At 44.5% G+C, this 14569-nt stretch carries 16 protein-coding genes, 1 tRNA gene and 1 riboswitch; of the genes, 11 read left to right on the top strand and 6 right to left on the bottom strand.

All coding sequences use genetic code 11. The features are described from left to right. Nucleotides 1–285: 285 nt before the first annotated feature. The 4 genes from ACI43T_RS00085 to rpmG all read left to right on the top strand — a co-directional run bounded on the left by ACI43T_RS00085 (nt 286) and on the right by rpmG (nt 2269). The gene (locus tag ACI43T_RS00085) at nt 286–1608 is read left to right on the top strand and encodes a M23 family metallopeptidase (RefSeq protein ID WP_009174154.1); all 1323 of its coding nucleotides are present in this window, start codon (nt 286–288) and stop codon (nt 1606–1608) included. After that, a complete protein-coding gene (locus ACI43T_RS00080; RefSeq protein WP_405385197.1) occupies nt 1608–1790 on the top strand; it encodes a hypothetical protein in 183 nt (60 codons plus the stop codon). Before ACI43T_RS00085 ends, ACI43T_RS00080 begins: the two co-directional genes overlap by 1 nt. A gap of 62 nt (nt 1791–1852) precedes the next feature. Continuing rightward, nucleotides 1853–2086: a 50S ribosomal protein L28 gene (gene rpmB, locus ACI43T_RS00075; protein WP_009174153.1), complete on the top strand. Its 234-nt coding sequence runs from the start codon at nt 1853–1855 to the stop codon at nt 2084–2086. Between the two features lie 27 nt (nt 2087–2113). After that, nucleotides 2114–2269 carry a 50S ribosomal protein L33 gene (gene rpmG / locus ACI43T_RS00070; protein ID WP_002212306.1) on the top strand — a complete coding sequence of 52 codons (156 nt, stop codon included), beginning with the start codon at nt 2114–2116 and terminating at the stop codon, nt 2267–2269. Between the two features lie 142 nt (nt 2270–2411). On the opposite strand, the gene ACI43T_RS00065 is transcribed toward rpmG, so the two are convergent. From ACI43T_RS00065 to ACI43T_RS00055, 3 genes are all read right to left on the bottom strand, one after another. After that, nucleotides 2412–2486 (bottom strand) — tRNA-Arg (locus tag ACI43T_RS00065). A 7-nt stretch (nt 2487–2493) separates the two neighbouring features. Then, nucleotides 2494–2940, bottom strand: coding sequence for a DUF441 domain-containing protein (locus tag ACI43T_RS00060; protein ID WP_405385196.1), 447 nt, complete (start codon nt 2938–2940; stop codon nt 2494–2496). Nucleotides 2941–2964: 24 nt separating this feature from the next. After that, complete coding sequence (locus ACI43T_RS00055) at nt 2965–3939, bottom strand: polyprenyl synthetase family protein (RefSeq protein WP_314107312.1); 975 nt, start codon at nt 3937–3939, stop codon at nt 2965–2967. 248 nt (nt 3940–4187) lie between these two features. Here ACI43T_RS00055 and rplU point away from each other — a divergent pair, with 248 nt between their 5' ends. From rplU to ubiM, 3 genes are all read left to right on the top strand, one after another. Beyond that, entirely contained in the window at nt 4188–4496 is a 309-nt protein-coding gene (rplU, locus tag ACI43T_RS00050) for a 50S ribosomal protein L21 (RefSeq protein WP_003763980.1), read from the top strand. A 28-nt stretch (nt 4497–4524) separates the two neighbouring features. Next, entirely contained in the window at nt 4525–4797 is a 273-nt protein-coding gene (rpmA, locus tag ACI43T_RS00045) for a 50S ribosomal protein L27 (RefSeq protein WP_009174150.1), read from the top strand. Between the two features lie 294 nt (nt 4798–5091). Beyond that, complete coding sequence (ubiM, locus tag ACI43T_RS00040; RefSeq protein ID WP_405385195.1) at nt 5092–6276, top strand: 5-demethoxyubiquinol-8 5-hydroxylase UbiM; 1185 nt, start codon at nt 5092–5094, stop codon at nt 6274–6276. A gap of 68 nt (nt 6277–6344) precedes the next feature. Here the strand turns inward: ubiM and ACI43T_RS00035 are convergent, their stop codons facing one another. After that, the gene (locus tag ACI43T_RS00035) at nt 6345–7031 is read right to left on the bottom strand and encodes a 7-cyano-7-deazaguanine/7-aminomethyl-7-deazaguanine transporter (protein ID WP_308023399.1); all 687 of its coding nucleotides are present in this window, start codon (nt 7029–7031) and stop codon (nt 6345–6347) included. Nucleotides 7032–7123: 92 nt separating this feature from the next. Then, entirely contained in the window at nt 7124–7597 is a 474-nt protein-coding gene (gene queF / locus ACI43T_RS00030) for a preQ(1) synthase (RefSeq protein WP_293278091.1), read from the bottom strand. A 5-nt stretch (nt 7598–7602) separates the two neighbouring features. Then, nucleotides 7603–7647, bottom strand: a riboswitch (PreQ1 riboswitch). Between the two features lie 513 nt (nt 7648–8160). On the opposite strand from queF, the gene ACI43T_RS00025 reads away from it, so the two are divergent. From ACI43T_RS00025 to ACI43T_RS00010, 4 genes are all read left to right on the top strand, one after another. Beyond that, complete coding sequence (locus tag ACI43T_RS00025; RefSeq protein WP_009174146.1) at nt 8161–8655, top strand: MarR family transcriptional regulator; 495 nt, start codon at nt 8161–8163, stop codon at nt 8653–8655. A 47-nt stretch (nt 8656–8702) separates the two neighbouring features. Further along, a complete protein-coding gene (locus ACI43T_RS00020; protein ID WP_405385194.1) occupies nt 8703–10097 on the top strand; it encodes an efflux transporter outer membrane subunit in 1395 nt (464 codons plus the stop codon). A gap of 358 nt (nt 10098–10455) precedes the next feature. Beyond that, entirely contained in the window at nt 10456–11646 is a 1191-nt protein-coding gene (locus ACI43T_RS00015) for an HlyD family secretion protein (RefSeq protein WP_405385193.1), read from the top strand. Between the two features lie 151 nt (nt 11647–11797). After that, on the top strand, nt 11798–13324 hold the full coding sequence (locus tag ACI43T_RS00010; RefSeq protein ID WP_405385192.1) for a DHA2 family efflux MFS transporter permease subunit: 1527 nt from the start codon (nt 11798–11800) through the stop codon (nt 13322–13324). A gap of 78 nt (nt 13325–13402) precedes the next feature. Here the strand turns inward: ACI43T_RS00010 and thrB are convergent, their stop codons facing one another. Further along, on the bottom strand, nt 13403–14320 hold the full coding sequence (gene thrB, locus ACI43T_RS00005) for a homoserine kinase (protein WP_405385191.1): 918 nt from the start codon (nt 14318–14320) through the stop codon (nt 13403–13405). Nucleotides 14321–14569: the final 249 nt, after the last annotated feature.

The raw sequence follows: 14569 nt of genomic DNA, 5'->3' as shown, positions 1-14569 counted from the left end.
GCGGATGCGGCCTATACCGTTGATTTTTCAGACGGCATCATTGGTCCGGTCGGGTCCGTTGTGGTAAAATACTACGAAGTAAAGTTCGGAAAACGATGCTGTTAATCGGGGAAAGTGCCCCGATAATAACGGCTGTAACTGCGTCCGGTTTATGCGGCCGCGGTATAATCTATGGATAAAAAGGCCGTCTGAAAACGGCGGACCGAACAGGATTTCAGGTTGTTACCAACCACGACACAAAACGGCGTGCCGCGTTCTTGCGCGCGCCGCAAAAAGGATGATCGCGTGACCAATAAAAATAACACCTCTTTTTTCGACCGTTTCTGGGACAACAAACCGGTGCGGTGGTCGCTGCTGGGTATTTTGCTGCCGGTTTCCGGCGTGATGACGGCCTACGCCGTTACCGAGCCGATGCCGAGGGATTCCGGCCTCAAAGTCGAAAGAGTATTGGAAGAGCTGCCCTCCGTGTATGTCGAAACGGGTAGTTTCCAGTCGAGCTACTGGGCTCAGGAAGCCGTGCAGACGGGCGATTCGCTGGCCGATGTGCTCACGCGCATGGGCGTGGCGGAAGCGGAAATCAAGCAGATTATGGCGAAAAACAACCCCGAACGGAATATGAACCAACTGCGCGCCGGCCAGTCGGTCAGCATCAGGGTCAACGCTTCCGGACAGGTAACAGACGTGCAGTTTTTTACCGATGAAGAGCTTGAACGCAACCTCGTCGCACTGGAAAAGGTAAACGGCAAATGGCAGGCGTCTACTTCCGAAGTCGACATGAAAACCATGCCGACATTGCGTTCCGTTATCGTGCGCACTTCGGCGCGCGGTGCAATGGCTCAGGCCGAGATTCCGGTGGAAATCCGCGAATCGCTGAGCGAGATTTTTGCCGACGTGCTCAGTTTGGAAGATTTGAAAGAAGGCGACACCGTACGTCTGCTCTACAACAGCATGTACTTCCGCGGCCAGCAAATGGGTACGGGCGACATTTTGGCCGCCGAAATTGTGAAAGGCGGCAAAACCTATCAGGCTTATTATTACAGCCAAGGTAAAGGCGACGAAGAAAGCGGCAGCTACTACGACCAAAACGGCAAATCACTGCAACAGAAAGAAGGGTTCAATATCCAGCCGGTCGTCTACACGCGTATTTCCTCGCCGTACGGTTACCGCGTCCATCCTGTTTTGCACACCGTGCGTATGCACACCGGTATCGATTATGCCGCGCCGGAAGGTACGCCGATTAAAGCAGCGGCAGACGGCGTGGTGGTTTTCAAAGGCTGGAAGGGCGGCTACGGCAATACGGTGATGATACAGCACGCCAACGGCGTAGAAACCCTATACGGCCATATGAGCGCGTTTTCTCCGTCTCAGGGTAAGGTCAGCGCGGGTGAGATTATCGGCTATGTCGGTACCACGGGGCGTTCCACAGGCCCGCATCTGCACTACGAAGCCAGGGTGAACGGCCAGCCGGTAAACCCGACGACCGTGGCCTTGCCGACGCCGAAACTGACGCCGACCAATATGGCGGCATTCCGCAAGCAGCAACAGGAAGCCAATGCCACTTTGGCGGCAGTCCGCGGCCTGCCGGTTTCGGTGGCGCAGCTCGATTAATGCTTTCAAAGCAAGAAGCTTCCTGTATTAAAGCAGGAAGTTTCTTTTTGTCTGAAAGCCGGAATAAAGGCCGTCTGAAAGCATGGCGAAGAAAGAAAAAGACGGTCGGAGAAGTGTTTTTACTAAACAACAATCCGATAAATTTTTCTGTAAATCAAAAGCGTGATTCAAAATCAGCTTGAACAAAAACTGCTTTTTGTGGTATAAACCACGTTTTACTATTTTAGAAGTTTGGAGACTAACCATGGCACGAGTTTGCAAAGTGACCGGTAAACGCCCGATGTCTGGCAACAACGTATCACACGCCAACAACAAAACCAAACGTCGTTTTTTGCCTAACTTGCAATCACGTCGTTTTTGGGTAGAGAGTGAAAACCGCTGGGTGCGTCTGCGTATTTCCAACGCAGCACTGCGCACTATCGATAAAGTAGGCATTGATGCCGTATTGGCTGATTTGCGTGCTCGCGGCGAAGCTTAATTTACGGATATTGTAAGGATTACTGCAATGCGCGATAAAATCAAATTAGAATCTAGTGCCGGTACAGGTCATTTCTACACCACAACCAAAAACAAACGTACTATGCCTGGCAAGTTGGAAATTAAAAAATTCGATCCGGTAGCCCGCAAACATGTTGTTTACAAAGAAACCAAATTGAAATAACCTGTTTGGTAAATCGAAAACAGAAGCCCTGTATTTAAACAGGGCTTCTTTTATTATGTATAATATTTCCGATAGACTGTGGTTTTAAAAGAGACGAGGGCCGTCTGAAAATATTTTCAGACGGCCCTCGTCTCTTTTAAAATGGCCTCGCCGACAGGAATCGAACCTGTATTTTACGCTTAGGAGGCATACGTTCTATCCGTTGAACTACGGCGAGGCATAAACTAAATTTTCTCTGCGAAAAACGACAATAAGCCAGCGGCAATCAGAGGGCCGACAGGAACCCCTCCCAAGAAGGCAACGCCGATGATTGTGCCGATAAGTAGGCCTGTAACCAGAATCGGTTGGGCACTCATTAACGGAATTCCGCGTCCTGCAATCCATGCGACCAAAATACCAATGCCTACGGCAGCGAACATTTTGAGGTTCATAAAGGCCGTCAGGCCGGGTATCTGTATTTTGCCTGAGACCAGCGGGCTTAATACGCCTATGGTCAAAAAAATAATGCCGACGGCTACGCCATATTTCTCGGCCAAAGGAAGATATTGGGACAGTGCGGTCTGCTGCATCAGCAATAACACAGTTGCCGAAATTGTGATTGAACCGTTGTTGCTCAAAACGCCGAGCAAAATCAGCAAAACCAGAAATAACGGAATAACGTTCAGATGCACCGGATATTCCTTAATCAAAGCCAGCTATGATACACGCGCCAGCGACTCTTCCGCAAGCTGCCGCATTGCCAAGGTGATTTCATTGTCCGGTAAAATATCAAGACAGGCCACGGCTTTTTCCACTGCTTTGCGCGCTTCATTGATAGCATAGGGGAGGGCATTTGAATTAACCACATAATCGTGAATTTTTTCAAAATAGCTGCGGTCGGCATTTTCCAATGCGAGCCGGACATCTTTTGCGGCCTGCTCCGAACCGTTGTGCATCAAGTAGATTAACGGCAAGGTGGGTTTGCCTTCGGCCAAGTCATCGCCGACATTCTTACCGATTTCCTCTGTTTCACCCGAATAATCCAATACGTCGTCGATAATTTGGAAGGCAGTGCCGACATACATGCCGTAATCTTTCAATGCCTGTTCTTGAGTAGGATTTGCACCGCCTAAAATAGCTCCTACTTGGGCTGCGGCTTCAAAAAGTTTGGCGGTTTTATATTGGATTACCTGTATATATTGTTTTTCGGTAATGTCGGTATTGCCGATATTCATCAACTGCATGACCTCACCTTCGGCAATGATGTTGGTTGCGTCCGCCATTACTTCCAAAATTTTCATGCTGCCCGAAGCAACCATCAATTGAAATGCACGGGTATATAAAAAGTCGCCGACTAACACCGCCGCCGCATTGCCGAAAAGGTTGTTAGCTGTCTCACGGCCACGCCGTAAGTCGCTTTCATCCACCACATCGTCATGTAGCAGGGTGGAGGTATGGATAAATTCCACCATGGCTGCCAGCGAATACAGTTTTTCATCATCGTATCCGACCGCCTTACCCGCTAAAATCGTGATAATCGGACGCAAACGCTTACCGCCGGCGCTGATGATGTAGGTGCCGATTTGGGAAATCAAGGCCACATCAGATTTTACGGCCTGATTGATGACGACGTTGACTTTGTCGAGGTCTTCATGGAGGTGTTGTTTGAAATAAGGCAGATTTTCAAGCATGGTGGTTAAATTTCAAAGGGCTGCGGTAAGAACGGATTCTGTTGATGTAGTTTAAGATTTATAACACGTTTGTCACAGCGCGGGATTATAGCAGCAAAACCGCCATCAAAAATACCCTTTCAGCTGGCTTTAAAGCGAAGAAATGGAAATCGACTTTTGACAAAACATGCGGTCAGTTGATAAAATGCATTGTTTCACGCAATGATGTGTGAACATTATTAACCTGATTCTCTTACATGGAGTTGAGTATGTACGCGGTCGTAAAAACCGGCGGTAAACAATATAAAGTTGCCGTTGGCGAAAAATTGAAAGTAGAACAGATACCAGCCGAACTCGACAGCCAAATCGAACTGACCGAAGTTTTGATGATTGCTGACGGCGAATCTGTAAAAGTAGGCGCCCCCTTCATTGAGGGTGCGAAAGTAACAGCTAAGGTAGTGGCACATGGTCGCGGCGAGAAAGTCCGCATTTTCAAAATGCGCCGCCGTAAACACTACCAGAAGCGCCAAGGCCACCGCCAAAATTTCACCCAAATCGAAATCGTGGCAATCGCCTGATTATTAATCAAGTTTAGGAGTATTAAACATGGCAAGTAAAAAAGCAGGCGGTAGCACCCGCAACGGTCGCGATTCAGAAGCAAAACGTCTAGGTGTCAAAGCCTACGGCAACGAACTGATTCCTGCAGGCTCTATCATTGTTCGTCAACGCGGCACCAAATTCCACGCCGGTGATAACGTAGGTATGGGTAAAGACCATACTTTGTTCGCTAAAGTGGACGGTTACGTTGAATTCAAAACTAAAGGCGCGTTAAACCGTAAGACTGTCAGCATCCGTCCTTACACTGGTGCTGATGAGTAATCGGAAAATAATAGTTTAAAGAGGCTGCACTTCATCTTTAATGGAGTGCAGTTTTTTATTTATTGTTTTCAAATGGGTTGTTTCCCATCCTGATTTTTGATAATTAAGAAAGAGATAAAAAGTTGCCCATTATTTGAATCTTTGGTTTATCCTATTGTTGGTTTTGTTATAATTTATTTTCAGTAAAACGTACCTCTGTAGCATGGAAGGGCAGGATACCTATACAAGCTGTAATCAGATTCCGAGGCCGTCTGAAACGGACTGCGGTTAATCCATTCATACAAGGATATATTCATGAGTTTACAAAATGATATTCTCGTTGTCGGCGCGGGACCGGCCGGTTTGAGTTTTGCCGCAGAACTAGCGGGCAGTGGTCTGAAAGTTACTCTCGTTGAGCGAAGTCCGCTGGAAGTGTTGCAGAATCCGCCTTACGACGGTAGGGAAATCGCACTAACCCATTTCACGCGCGAGATTATGCAGCGCTTGGGAATATGGAGATTGATTCCTGAAAACGAAATTTATCCGCTGCGCGATGCAAAAGTGTTAAACGGTCAATCCGATTACCAGCTTCATTTTCCACAGCCGACAGAGGCTCGCGGAGAGCCTGCGGATTGTTTAGGTTATCTGATTTCAAACCACAATATTCGGAAGGCGGCATACGAAGTGGTATCTAAATTGGATAATGTGACTATTTTGGCCGGAACCGGTGTCAAAGAAGTGAAAACCTCGTCTGATAAGGCGCAGGTTATTTTGGAAAACGGTGAAGTGTTGGCAGGCAAATTACTTTTGGCCGCAGACAGCCGTTTTTCGCAAACGCGTCGCCAGTTGGGTATTTCATCGGATATGCATGACTACAGCCGTACCATGTTTGTCTGCCGTATGAGGCATACTTTATCCAACCAACACACGGCATACGAATGTTTCCACTACGGCCGTACGATTGCATTGCTACCGCTGGAAGAATATCTGACCAATACGGTGATTACCGTAGACAGCGATAAAGCGGAAACGATTAGAAATCTTAGTCCCGAAGAGTTGGCGGCTACAGTGAAAGAACAGTTGAAAGGCCGCTTGGGGGATATGGAATTGGTCAGTACCATCCATAATTACCCATTGGTAGGTATGATTGCCCAACGGTTTTACGGTACGCGCAGTGCTTTGATAGGAGATGCCGCAGTGGGTATGCATCCTGTTACGGCTCATGGTTTTAACTTGGGATTGTCCAGCGCCGATATTTTGGCCAAACTGGTTCTTGAAGCCGAGCAGCGCGGGCAGGATATTGGCGCTTCCAGTTTGTTGGAAAAATACAGCAGTAAACACATGCTGCATGCCCAGCCGATTTACCACGGGACGAATATGTTGTTGAAACTTTTTACTAATGAGACTGCTCCGGCTAAATTGTTACGCGGGTTGGTTTTGCGGGCCAGCAATAATTTCCCGCCACTGAAAAAATTGATTACCAAGCAGTTGACCGGTTGATTTGGTGTGGATAACCGAAGGCCGTCTGAAACGATTAATCGTTTCAGACGGCCTTTTTTAGTATGAGGCTAAGATTCTTGGGTCAATATTAAAGTATTGTTTTCTGAATTGGATTGTTTCAGTGCGGTCAGCTTTTTCGTCAGAATATTTAAAATCACACCATAGGCCGGAAGGAAAAATAAGGTACAGATAATTAATTTGAACAAATAATCGACCAAGGCAATACCCGGCCAGTGTGCGGCCATAAATTCGTCGCTGCCCGAATAAAAGGCGATACTGAAAAACATCAGCGTATCAAGAGCATTGCCGAATATGGTTGAAGCGGCTGGTGCAATCCACCATGTTTTCAGACGGCGCAATCTAGTGAATACAAAAATATCTAAAATCTGGCCGAATACATAAGCCGAAAAGCTGGCAAGAGCGATGCGCCCGACGAATGAATTAAATTGGGATAAGGCTGCCCAACCGGTCCAATTGCCGCTGCTGAACAGTACGGAAAATACGTATGACAGTAATAGGGCGGGAAGCATTACCCAAAAAATAATTCTACGCGCCAGCCGCGAGCCGAAAATCCGTACGGTTAAATCGGTGGCTAAAAAGATAAAAGGAAAAGTAAATGCCCCCCATGTGGTATGTATGTTGAAAATGCTAAAGGGAAATTGAACCAGATAATTACTGGCCGCGATAATCAGGATGTGGAATAACGCGAGCCAAAATAGGGCCTTTTGCTGTTGGACTTGAGTGAAATGATACATAGTGTGTTTTAGTCTTTTAAAAAAAATGGTTTCAGACGGCCTTTTGAATAAATGAGGCCGTCTGAAAGTGAAGAAAGGTAGTTGAGTACGGGTTACAAGGCGTCGTATTTAAACAAACGCTCACGTGCCAATGTTTCAAATTCCGTCTTGGGTTTGCCGTAATTAGCAAAAGGATGGATAGCGATGCCGCCGCGCGGTGTGAATTCACCACATACTTCGATATATTTCGGATCCATCAGTTTAATCAGGTCGTTCATGATGATATTGACACAGTCTTCATGAAAATCACCATGGTTACGAAAGCTGAACAGATAAAGCTTGAGTGATTTGCTTTCTACCATTTTAACCGACGGAATGTAGCGGATATGAATGGTCGCGAAATCCGGCTGTCCTGTTATTGGACACAGGCTGGTAAATTCGGGACAAATGAATTTGACGAAATAATCGTTGTTGGGATGTTTATTGTCGAATGCTTCCAATATAGATGGATTGTATTCGGACGGGTATTGGGTCTTCTGATTGCCCAGCAGCGAGATGTCGCCCAGTTCTTCGGTATTACGAGACATTTTGGATTTCCTTAGTTTTTTAATGTGGGAGGATTTCGAACCACGATGCGGGATTTTAATATAAATGGGGAAAATAGTGTGGAAAATGATACAGATACGAAAAATGAGGTTGGTGTTTTTTATCTTGGAATATCCGAACAATGAAGCCGACTGTAAGTAACTGGCATTTAGTTGATTGAAATTTGAGGTAAATTTTCAGTAATTTTGTACTGAGAAATAGTATCGGCATGATAAGAGTTGAACTAAGTTCAGAGAGGTAATCTCTAATGCTAATTCATCATGGATAAGGCGCAAATCAAAAAGTATATTATGTAATAATCATGTATTATAAAAGATATATCAGTCACTTAACCTCAAATAATAATATCTTATATGCATAATAACACCCGTTTGTTGTTTGTAGAAACCGATTGTCAGATTTTTATTATAAAAATAATAAGCTGAATTAGTATACCGCTACACAGTCAGTACTCAGTACACATTATTTAAGCGGGCGGGCGGTATCTTAGTCTGTTCCGCGGCCTCTAAGGCAAATCTAATTTTATTAACGAAGAGAATATACAATGAGTTTTTCACAAGCTGAATTAGTCAACGCGCTGCGTTTGTTATCTGGACGCTTGCCTGAATTTTCGGAACAACAAACCCAAGTGGGCAGATTACTGCGAATTGTAACCGAGCGTCTGAGCGACCATTTGAATGAAAACCTGAAAGTATTAGGTATCAATGAGAATTTGTGGTTCGCTATGATGGCAGTGTATGTCAGCCCGAACAGCGAGATACTGCCTTCGCGCCTGAGCGATATGATGGATTTGACCCGTACCAGTGCGACGCGTCTGTCTGATGAAATGGTGGAACGAGGATGGGTGGAACGGCATATCAATCAGCAAGACCGCCGTCAGATTGTGTTAAAATTGACTCCCGAAGGTGAAGCGTTTATCCAAAAAGTGTGGCCGCAGGTATCCAGTAAAAGCGGTGAAGCTTGGCAGGATTTCACCAATGAAGATTACGCCCAGTTGCAATATCTATTGAGCAAGTTGCTGAACCGTTTGGAAGGCTGATTGCAGACAATAAATATGGCAGGCGTAGGATTAACACGGAGTCTGTCATGAAATTCAATATTGCCAAATGGAGCATAGGCGTTTTAACCGTATGTACGTTAAGTGCCTGTGCCCAATTCGGCAAACAGGCGCCGTTGGAAGAACCAACGGCGTATTCATTATCCGAAGGCAAATCAGCAGTAATGGCTAAAGATGCGTGGTGGTTGCAACTACACGATAAAAAACTTAATTTGCTGATTGCCCAAGCGATTCAAACATCTCCCGATTTAAGAGTAGCGAAAGCTCGTTTTGATCAGGCTCAGGCACAACTGGGTCTTACGGAGGCAGCAACCAAAACCCAAATAGGTTTTTCGGTGCGTGGAGCTGGAGCGTATGTTTCACCCAAGCCTACTTCGCGGCAAGGTGAAACAGATAATACGCTGTTACTGGCCAATGCTGCCTTGCAAGGAAGCTGGGAGTTCGATTTTTGGGGTAAAAACCGGAATCAAATTGCTTCAGTTTTAGGTAAACGGCAGGCAATTCTTTATGAGGCCCGTCAGACAAGAATTATGTTGGCCAATGCTGTGGCTGCACAGTATTTTGCTTGGCAATCTTTAGAGGAACAGCAAAAATTGCTTGCCCGTCGTACTGAAACGGCTGATAGAACTCTACAATTGATACAGCGGCGTGTCCAAGCAAAGCTGATGCCGCCTGAATCACTTTATCAGATAGAATTGTTACAGCATCGTTTACAGTTGGAGCGACTGTCATTAGAACAGCAAACTGCCAAAGTCCGTAACAGCTTGTCGGCTTTGACTGGAAATGCGCCATATACGTTGCCCGTTCGGTTTCCCGAAGAGATGGCAAACGTACCAAATTTACCTGTCGACAGAATTTATGCTGATTTGCTTGCTGCACGCCCTGATATTGCAGTTCAAAAATCGCTTTTGGAATCAAAATATCATGCAATTAAATCAACTGAGGCCGAGTTTTATCCCAATATTGAATTGAAAGTATTGGCCGGCATGGCGCATATTGATGCGTTTAATGTGATACATGGGCGCAATTCGGCAATGCTTGGCATACTTCCTGCATTAAATCTTCCAATTTTTACCTCCGGAGCGTTACAGTCTAAATTGTGGGGTAGGCGTGCCGAATATAACGAACAAGTTGCGATATATGATCGAACGGTCTTAAACGCTATGCGTTCGGCTGCGGATGCAGTAGTGGATTACCAAAGTTTGCAAGCCAAGAAACTTGTATGGGATAAAATGTTGAATACTTCCGGAAAATCAGTACAGGCGGTTCAAAACCGTGTAAAAGTTGGTTTGGAAAACGGATTGGGTGTGTTGCAAAAACAGGAAGAAAGGTTTCAACTCCAAATGCAGGCAGTCCAATATCAAGCGGAATACCTGACGGCATGGAGTAACTTACATGCTCAGTTGGGTGGTGGTGTCAAATAACTGTCAGCGATTTTCAGACGGCCTAGATTGTTGTATCGCGAAAATTCAATTTCTACTTTGATTTTTTACAGGGACGATTACTTGAAGGGAATGTTGAAAGAATTATCTGGAATCTGATGTAGTCTAGGTAAAATTACTTGTGTTACTGTAAATATATATTGATATTATTGCTTGATTAAATAGTAAAGCAATTATAGAATGCGCCGTTCTTTATTAAGTGTTTAAATTAACTATATAAAATTTCTTTTGGCATAAATTTTTGTCCGTAAATCGGTATGATTAAAATATTTTTAGGTAATATATTGTTTCATAATAGAAAATTATAATCAATTGAACTTGTAATCGGGATTGTAAACTCATGAGCAACAAGCAGGAAAATGCTTCCGTCAAGAGTGGAACGGAGGCATTGAGAACCGATTTTCCATATCGCCGCAAACGCAACCTGACGTTAGTTACTTTGCTGTTTATTATTATTGCGTTAGGTGTCACGCTAGCTTATTTTTTATTTTGGCAGCATGAAGAGGAAACGGAAGATGCCTATGTAGCGGGACATTTGGTGCAGATTACGCCGCAAATTACTGGAACGGTACGCAAAGTAATGTTTGACGACACCGAGCTGGTCAAAAAAGGCGATGTGTTGATTACGTTGGACGACAGTGATTTTCAGTTGGCCTATGACCGCGCTCAAAATGAGCTGATTCAGGCCATTCGTCAGAATAAACAGCAAACGGCCACCAATTCGCAAGCAAAGGCACAAGTCTTGTTGAGAAAGGCTGATTTGGCGCGCGCGCAAGCTGATTTAAGGCGTAGAGAGTTACTTTCGGGAACAGACGCGATTTCGGGAGAAGAATTGAGTCATGCCCGTGCCGCCGTAGTGCAGGCTCAGGCTGCGTTGAAAGCCGTTGAAGCGGCAGAAACTTCTGCTCAGGCCGCTATTGGAAATAATATTCCGTTGCGCCAGCAACCTGCTGTTCAGACGGCCGTCAGCCGCATAAAAGATGCGTGGCTTAATTTGCAACGTACACAAATCCATGCTCCGATAGCGGGGCAGGTTGCCAAGCGTAATGTTCAGGTCGGACAACGCATTACACAAGGGGTTCCCTTGATGGCAGTGGTCCCGCTCGATAATTTATGGGTGGATGCCAATTTTAAAGAATCTCAATTGCGTAAAATGCGCATTGGTCAATCGGTTGAAATGGTGTCCGACCTTTATGGCAGTAAAGTAGTTTATCACGGTAAAGTGATGGGCCTGTCGGCAGGAACGGGCAGTGCGTTTTCACTATTGCCGGCACAAAATGCAACGGGTAATTGGATTAAAGTGGTACAACGTGTTCCAGTTCGTATCAGTCTTGATCCAAGGGAGTTGCGCGCTAATCCGTTACGGATGGGGCTGTCAATGACGGTAAAAGTTGATATTTCTGAATCTGGCACGGGAAAAGGAATGGCTTCTACGGCGGAAAAAGGCACGGTACTTCCGGAAACAGACAAAGTAGATTGGGCTGTGGCTGATGCTTTAATTGAGAAAATATTTGAGAAATATTCAAAATAACGTTTCAGACGGCCTTCGGAATAAAAAGGCCGTCTGAATTTTTATAGGTGGTTGTCGAATAATGTATGGTTTGCACCGACAGCAAACCATACATTATTTGAGTAGAATCGGATATGTTTTAAAGGCGTGTCCGGGAAATGGTAGTATAAAAATGGCTTATCCTCCTTTGCAGGGATTCAGGCTAGTATGGGTGACGTTTTCATTAAGTCTTGCTGTGTTTATGGAAGTGCTGGATACGACGATTGCAAATGTGGCGGTGCCTGTAATTGCCGGTGATTTGGGCGCGGCACTTACTCAAGGAACATGGGTGATTACTTCGTTTGCCGTTGCTAATGCGATTTCAGTCCCCCTGACGGGCTTTTTGGCTAAACGTTTCGGTGAGGTGAGGCTGTTTATCGGTTCGGTAATCGGGTTTGTCATTATGTCATGGCTATGCGGAATTGCACCTAATTTGCAATTACTGGTCTTGTTCCGGATATTGCAGGGATTCATTGCCGGACCGTTAATTCCCTTATCTCAAAGTCTGTTGATGGCTTCTTACCCGCTTGAAAAAAGAACATTGGCACTGGCACTTTGGGCAATGACAGTCGTGGTCGCACCTGTGCTCGGACCGATTTTGGGCGGTTGGATTTCGAATAATTGGCATTGGGGCTGGATTTTCTTTATTAATGTTCCCATCGGTATCGTTTCTGCTGTTATTGCGTGGAAACAGTTAGGAAACCGGGAAACAGAAATTTTCAAAACACCCATTGATTACATCGGCTTGGTATTGATGATAGTTGGTGTGGGTGCATTACAGATGATGCTTGACAGGGGCAAGGAACTGGATTGGTTTGAATCCAATGAAATTATTATTTGGGGAATTACAGCAACAGTCTGCTTAATTTATTTTATCGTATGGGAATTGGGGGAAAAGCATCCTGTTGTAGATTTGTCTTTGTTTAAAGATAGGAATTTTACTATTGGAGTTTTGACGACTTCGCTGGGTTTTATGGTGTACATGGGTACACTAACCCTATTGCCTTTAGTATTGCAGTCGAATTTGGGTTACACCGCAACATGGGCGGGGTTAGCAGCTGCGCCGGTGGGATTGTTGCCAATCTTGCTGTCTCCGGTTATTGGCCGGTTCGGCAATAGGGTGGATATGCGGATACTGGTTATGACTAGTTTCCTTGTGTTTGCCTTCACTTTTTATTGGCGTACCGATTTTTATGCGGGTATGGATATGAAGAATGTGGTTTGGCCGCAATTTTGGCAGGGACTGGGAGTGGCCATGTTCTTTTTGCCACTAACGACCATTACATTGTCGCATATGAAGGGAGAACAAATTGCTTCCGCCAGTAGCTTATCGAATTTTTTGCGGGTATTTATGGGTGGCGTCGGAGTTTCAATCGTTAGTACGATGTGGGAACGTAGAGAAGCTTTGCATCATACCCAGTTAACTGAACAAATTACACCGTATTCGGAAATAGTCCGTCAAACTGTCGATGGAATGGCACAGTTAGGATTAGGCGAGGAGCAAACATTAAGATCTATTAACAATATCATTACACAACAAGGATTTATTATCGGTTCAAATGAGATTTTCTTAGCAGGTAGTATTTTGTTTATTGTAATGATAGTTATTATTTGGGGTGCCAAACCACCATTTGGAGGAGTCAGTGACGGAAGACATTAATTGTCTTTATGAGTTAGAGAAGAGGCCGTCTGAAAAAGTTTTCAGACGGCCTCTTCATTTTTTAAAAGAGATGTTTTTTTATTCCAAGTTCAATAGTAAATCTCTAAAAACATTTGGATCTTTGATAAAGGTAATTTCTCCGGATTGTGGGAAGTGGAAATCAATAAGTCGTGATACCCAGAAACGGATACAGCCGGCACGTTGTGCAATGGGGAAGTAGATTTTTTCTTCTATAGATAAAGGGCGGATACTCTCGTAACCGCTGATGAAGGCGTCCTTTAAGGATATATCCAACTTGTTGTTCGAAGAACGTGCCCAGTCGTTGACGGCAATTGCCAAATCATACATAAAATTACCGTTACATGCATAATAAAAATCAATAAAACCAGCTACATTTTTACCGTCAAGCAAGACGTTGTCTTTAAATAGATCAGCATGAATAATGCCAGATGGCAAATGATTACCAAGGTTATTGTCCAAATGGGAAATTTCAGTTTGCAGCAAGTCAGCATCTTCCTTGCTTAATACCGGTAATAATCGTTTATATGAGTCATGCCACCAAATATCATAACGAGGATTTTTCATTTTCCAAGGGAAATCCTGTCCTGCAATATGCATTTTTGCCAGCATGGCTCCGGTATGAAAACATTGGGTGGGAGTTGGCCAGCTTGTGTCTGATCCTTTCAGGCAAGTCACTAAACAGGCAGGCTTCCCGGATAATGAAGAATCCAACTTGCCGTCTTTGCGGGAAATAGGAGAAGGGCATGCAACGCCATTGTTGCTTAAGTGTCTGTTCAAGCGTAGAAAAAAAGGCAATTCTTCTTGTTTTAGAGTCTCAAATATTGTAAGGACATAACGTCCAGAAGATGTGGTTAGAAAATAATTACTGTTTGTAATCCCTTGAGCAATACCTTGGAGTGAGATAAATTCTCCCAAATCGTATTGTCTGAGAAATTGGTGAATTTCGTCTTCAGAAACGCTGGTGTAAACAGACATGGTTTGCAAAGCCTAAAGTTTAGATACTATTTCTCTTAGTATCTTGGTAAGTAAAAAGTTCTCAACCGCTTAATCATATCAAAAATTCATTTTACTAAAGTATAGCGATTCTTTTTTAAAGAAAATCTCTGGGCTGAGGTATTTGCCATAACATAAAATAAAAATTTTATCGAAATATTTCTTTGAATAACAGTTATTTGCGGGGTGGGGTAAATTTTTGCGGTTGTTTGACTTGACTGGTGGGGTGTG

This window comes from Neisseria oralis, assembly GCF_045062685.1.
GTDB lineage: Bacteria > Pseudomonadota > Gammaproteobacteria > Burkholderiales > Neisseriaceae > Neisseria > Neisseria oralis.
The sequence above is the reverse complement of the archived record's forward strand: the minus strand, read 5'-3'. Positions and strand labels throughout refer to the sequence as shown.

What these genes read in the sequence shown, in the direction of transcription:
- ACI43T_RS00080 (WP_405385197.1), top strand. Translation starts at nt 1,608, where the DNA reads ATGCTTTCAAAGCAAGAAGCTTCCTGTATTAAAGCAGGAAGTTTCTTT.
- rpmB (WP_009174153.1), top strand. Translation starts at nt 1,853, where the DNA reads ATGGCACGAGTTTGCAAAGTGACCGGTAAACGCCCGATGTCTGGCAAC.
- rpmG (WP_002212306.1), top strand. Translation starts at nt 2,114, where the DNA reads ATGCGCGATAAAATCAAATTAGAATCTAGTGCCGGTACAGGTCATTTC.
- ACI43T_RS00055 (WP_314107312.1), bottom strand. Translation starts at nt 3,939, where the DNA reads ATGCTTGAAAATCTGCCTTATTTCAAACAACACCTCCATGAAGACCTC.
- rplU (WP_003763980.1), top strand. Translation starts at nt 4,188, where the DNA reads ATGTACGCGGTCGTAAAAACCGGCGGTAAACAATATAAAGTTGCCGTT.
- rpmA (WP_009174150.1), top strand. Translation starts at nt 4,525, where the DNA reads ATGGCAAGTAAAAAAGCAGGCGGTAGCACCCGCAACGGTCGCGATTCA.
- ubiM (WP_405385195.1), top strand. Translation starts at nt 5,092, where the DNA reads ATGAGTTTACAAAATGATATTCTCGTTGTCGGCGCGGGACCGGCCGGT.
- ACI43T_RS00035 (WP_308023399.1), bottom strand. Translation starts at nt 7,031, where the DNA reads ATGTATCATTTCACTCAAGTCCAACAGCAAAAGGCCCTATTTTGGCTC.
- queF (WP_293278091.1), bottom strand. Translation starts at nt 7,597, where the DNA reads ATGTCTCGTAATACCGAAGAACTGGGCGACATCTCGCTGCTGGGCAAT.
- ACI43T_RS00025 (WP_009174146.1), top strand. Translation starts at nt 8,161, where the DNA reads ATGAGTTTTTCACAAGCTGAATTAGTCAACGCGCTGCGTTTGTTATCT.
- ACI43T_RS00020 (WP_405385194.1), top strand. Translation starts at nt 8,703, where the DNA reads ATGAAATTCAATATTGCCAAATGGAGCATAGGCGTTTTAACCGTATGT.
- ACI43T_RS00015 (WP_405385193.1), top strand. Translation starts at nt 10,456, where the DNA reads ATGAGCAACAAGCAGGAAAATGCTTCCGTCAAGAGTGGAACGGAGGCA.
- ACI43T_RS00010 (WP_405385192.1), top strand. Translation starts at nt 11,798, where the DNA reads ATGGCTTATCCTCCTTTGCAGGGATTCAGGCTAGTATGGGTGACGTTT.
- thrB (WP_405385191.1), bottom strand. Translation starts at nt 14,320, where the DNA reads ATGTCTGTTTACACCAGCGTTTCTGAAGACGAAATTCACCAATTTCTC.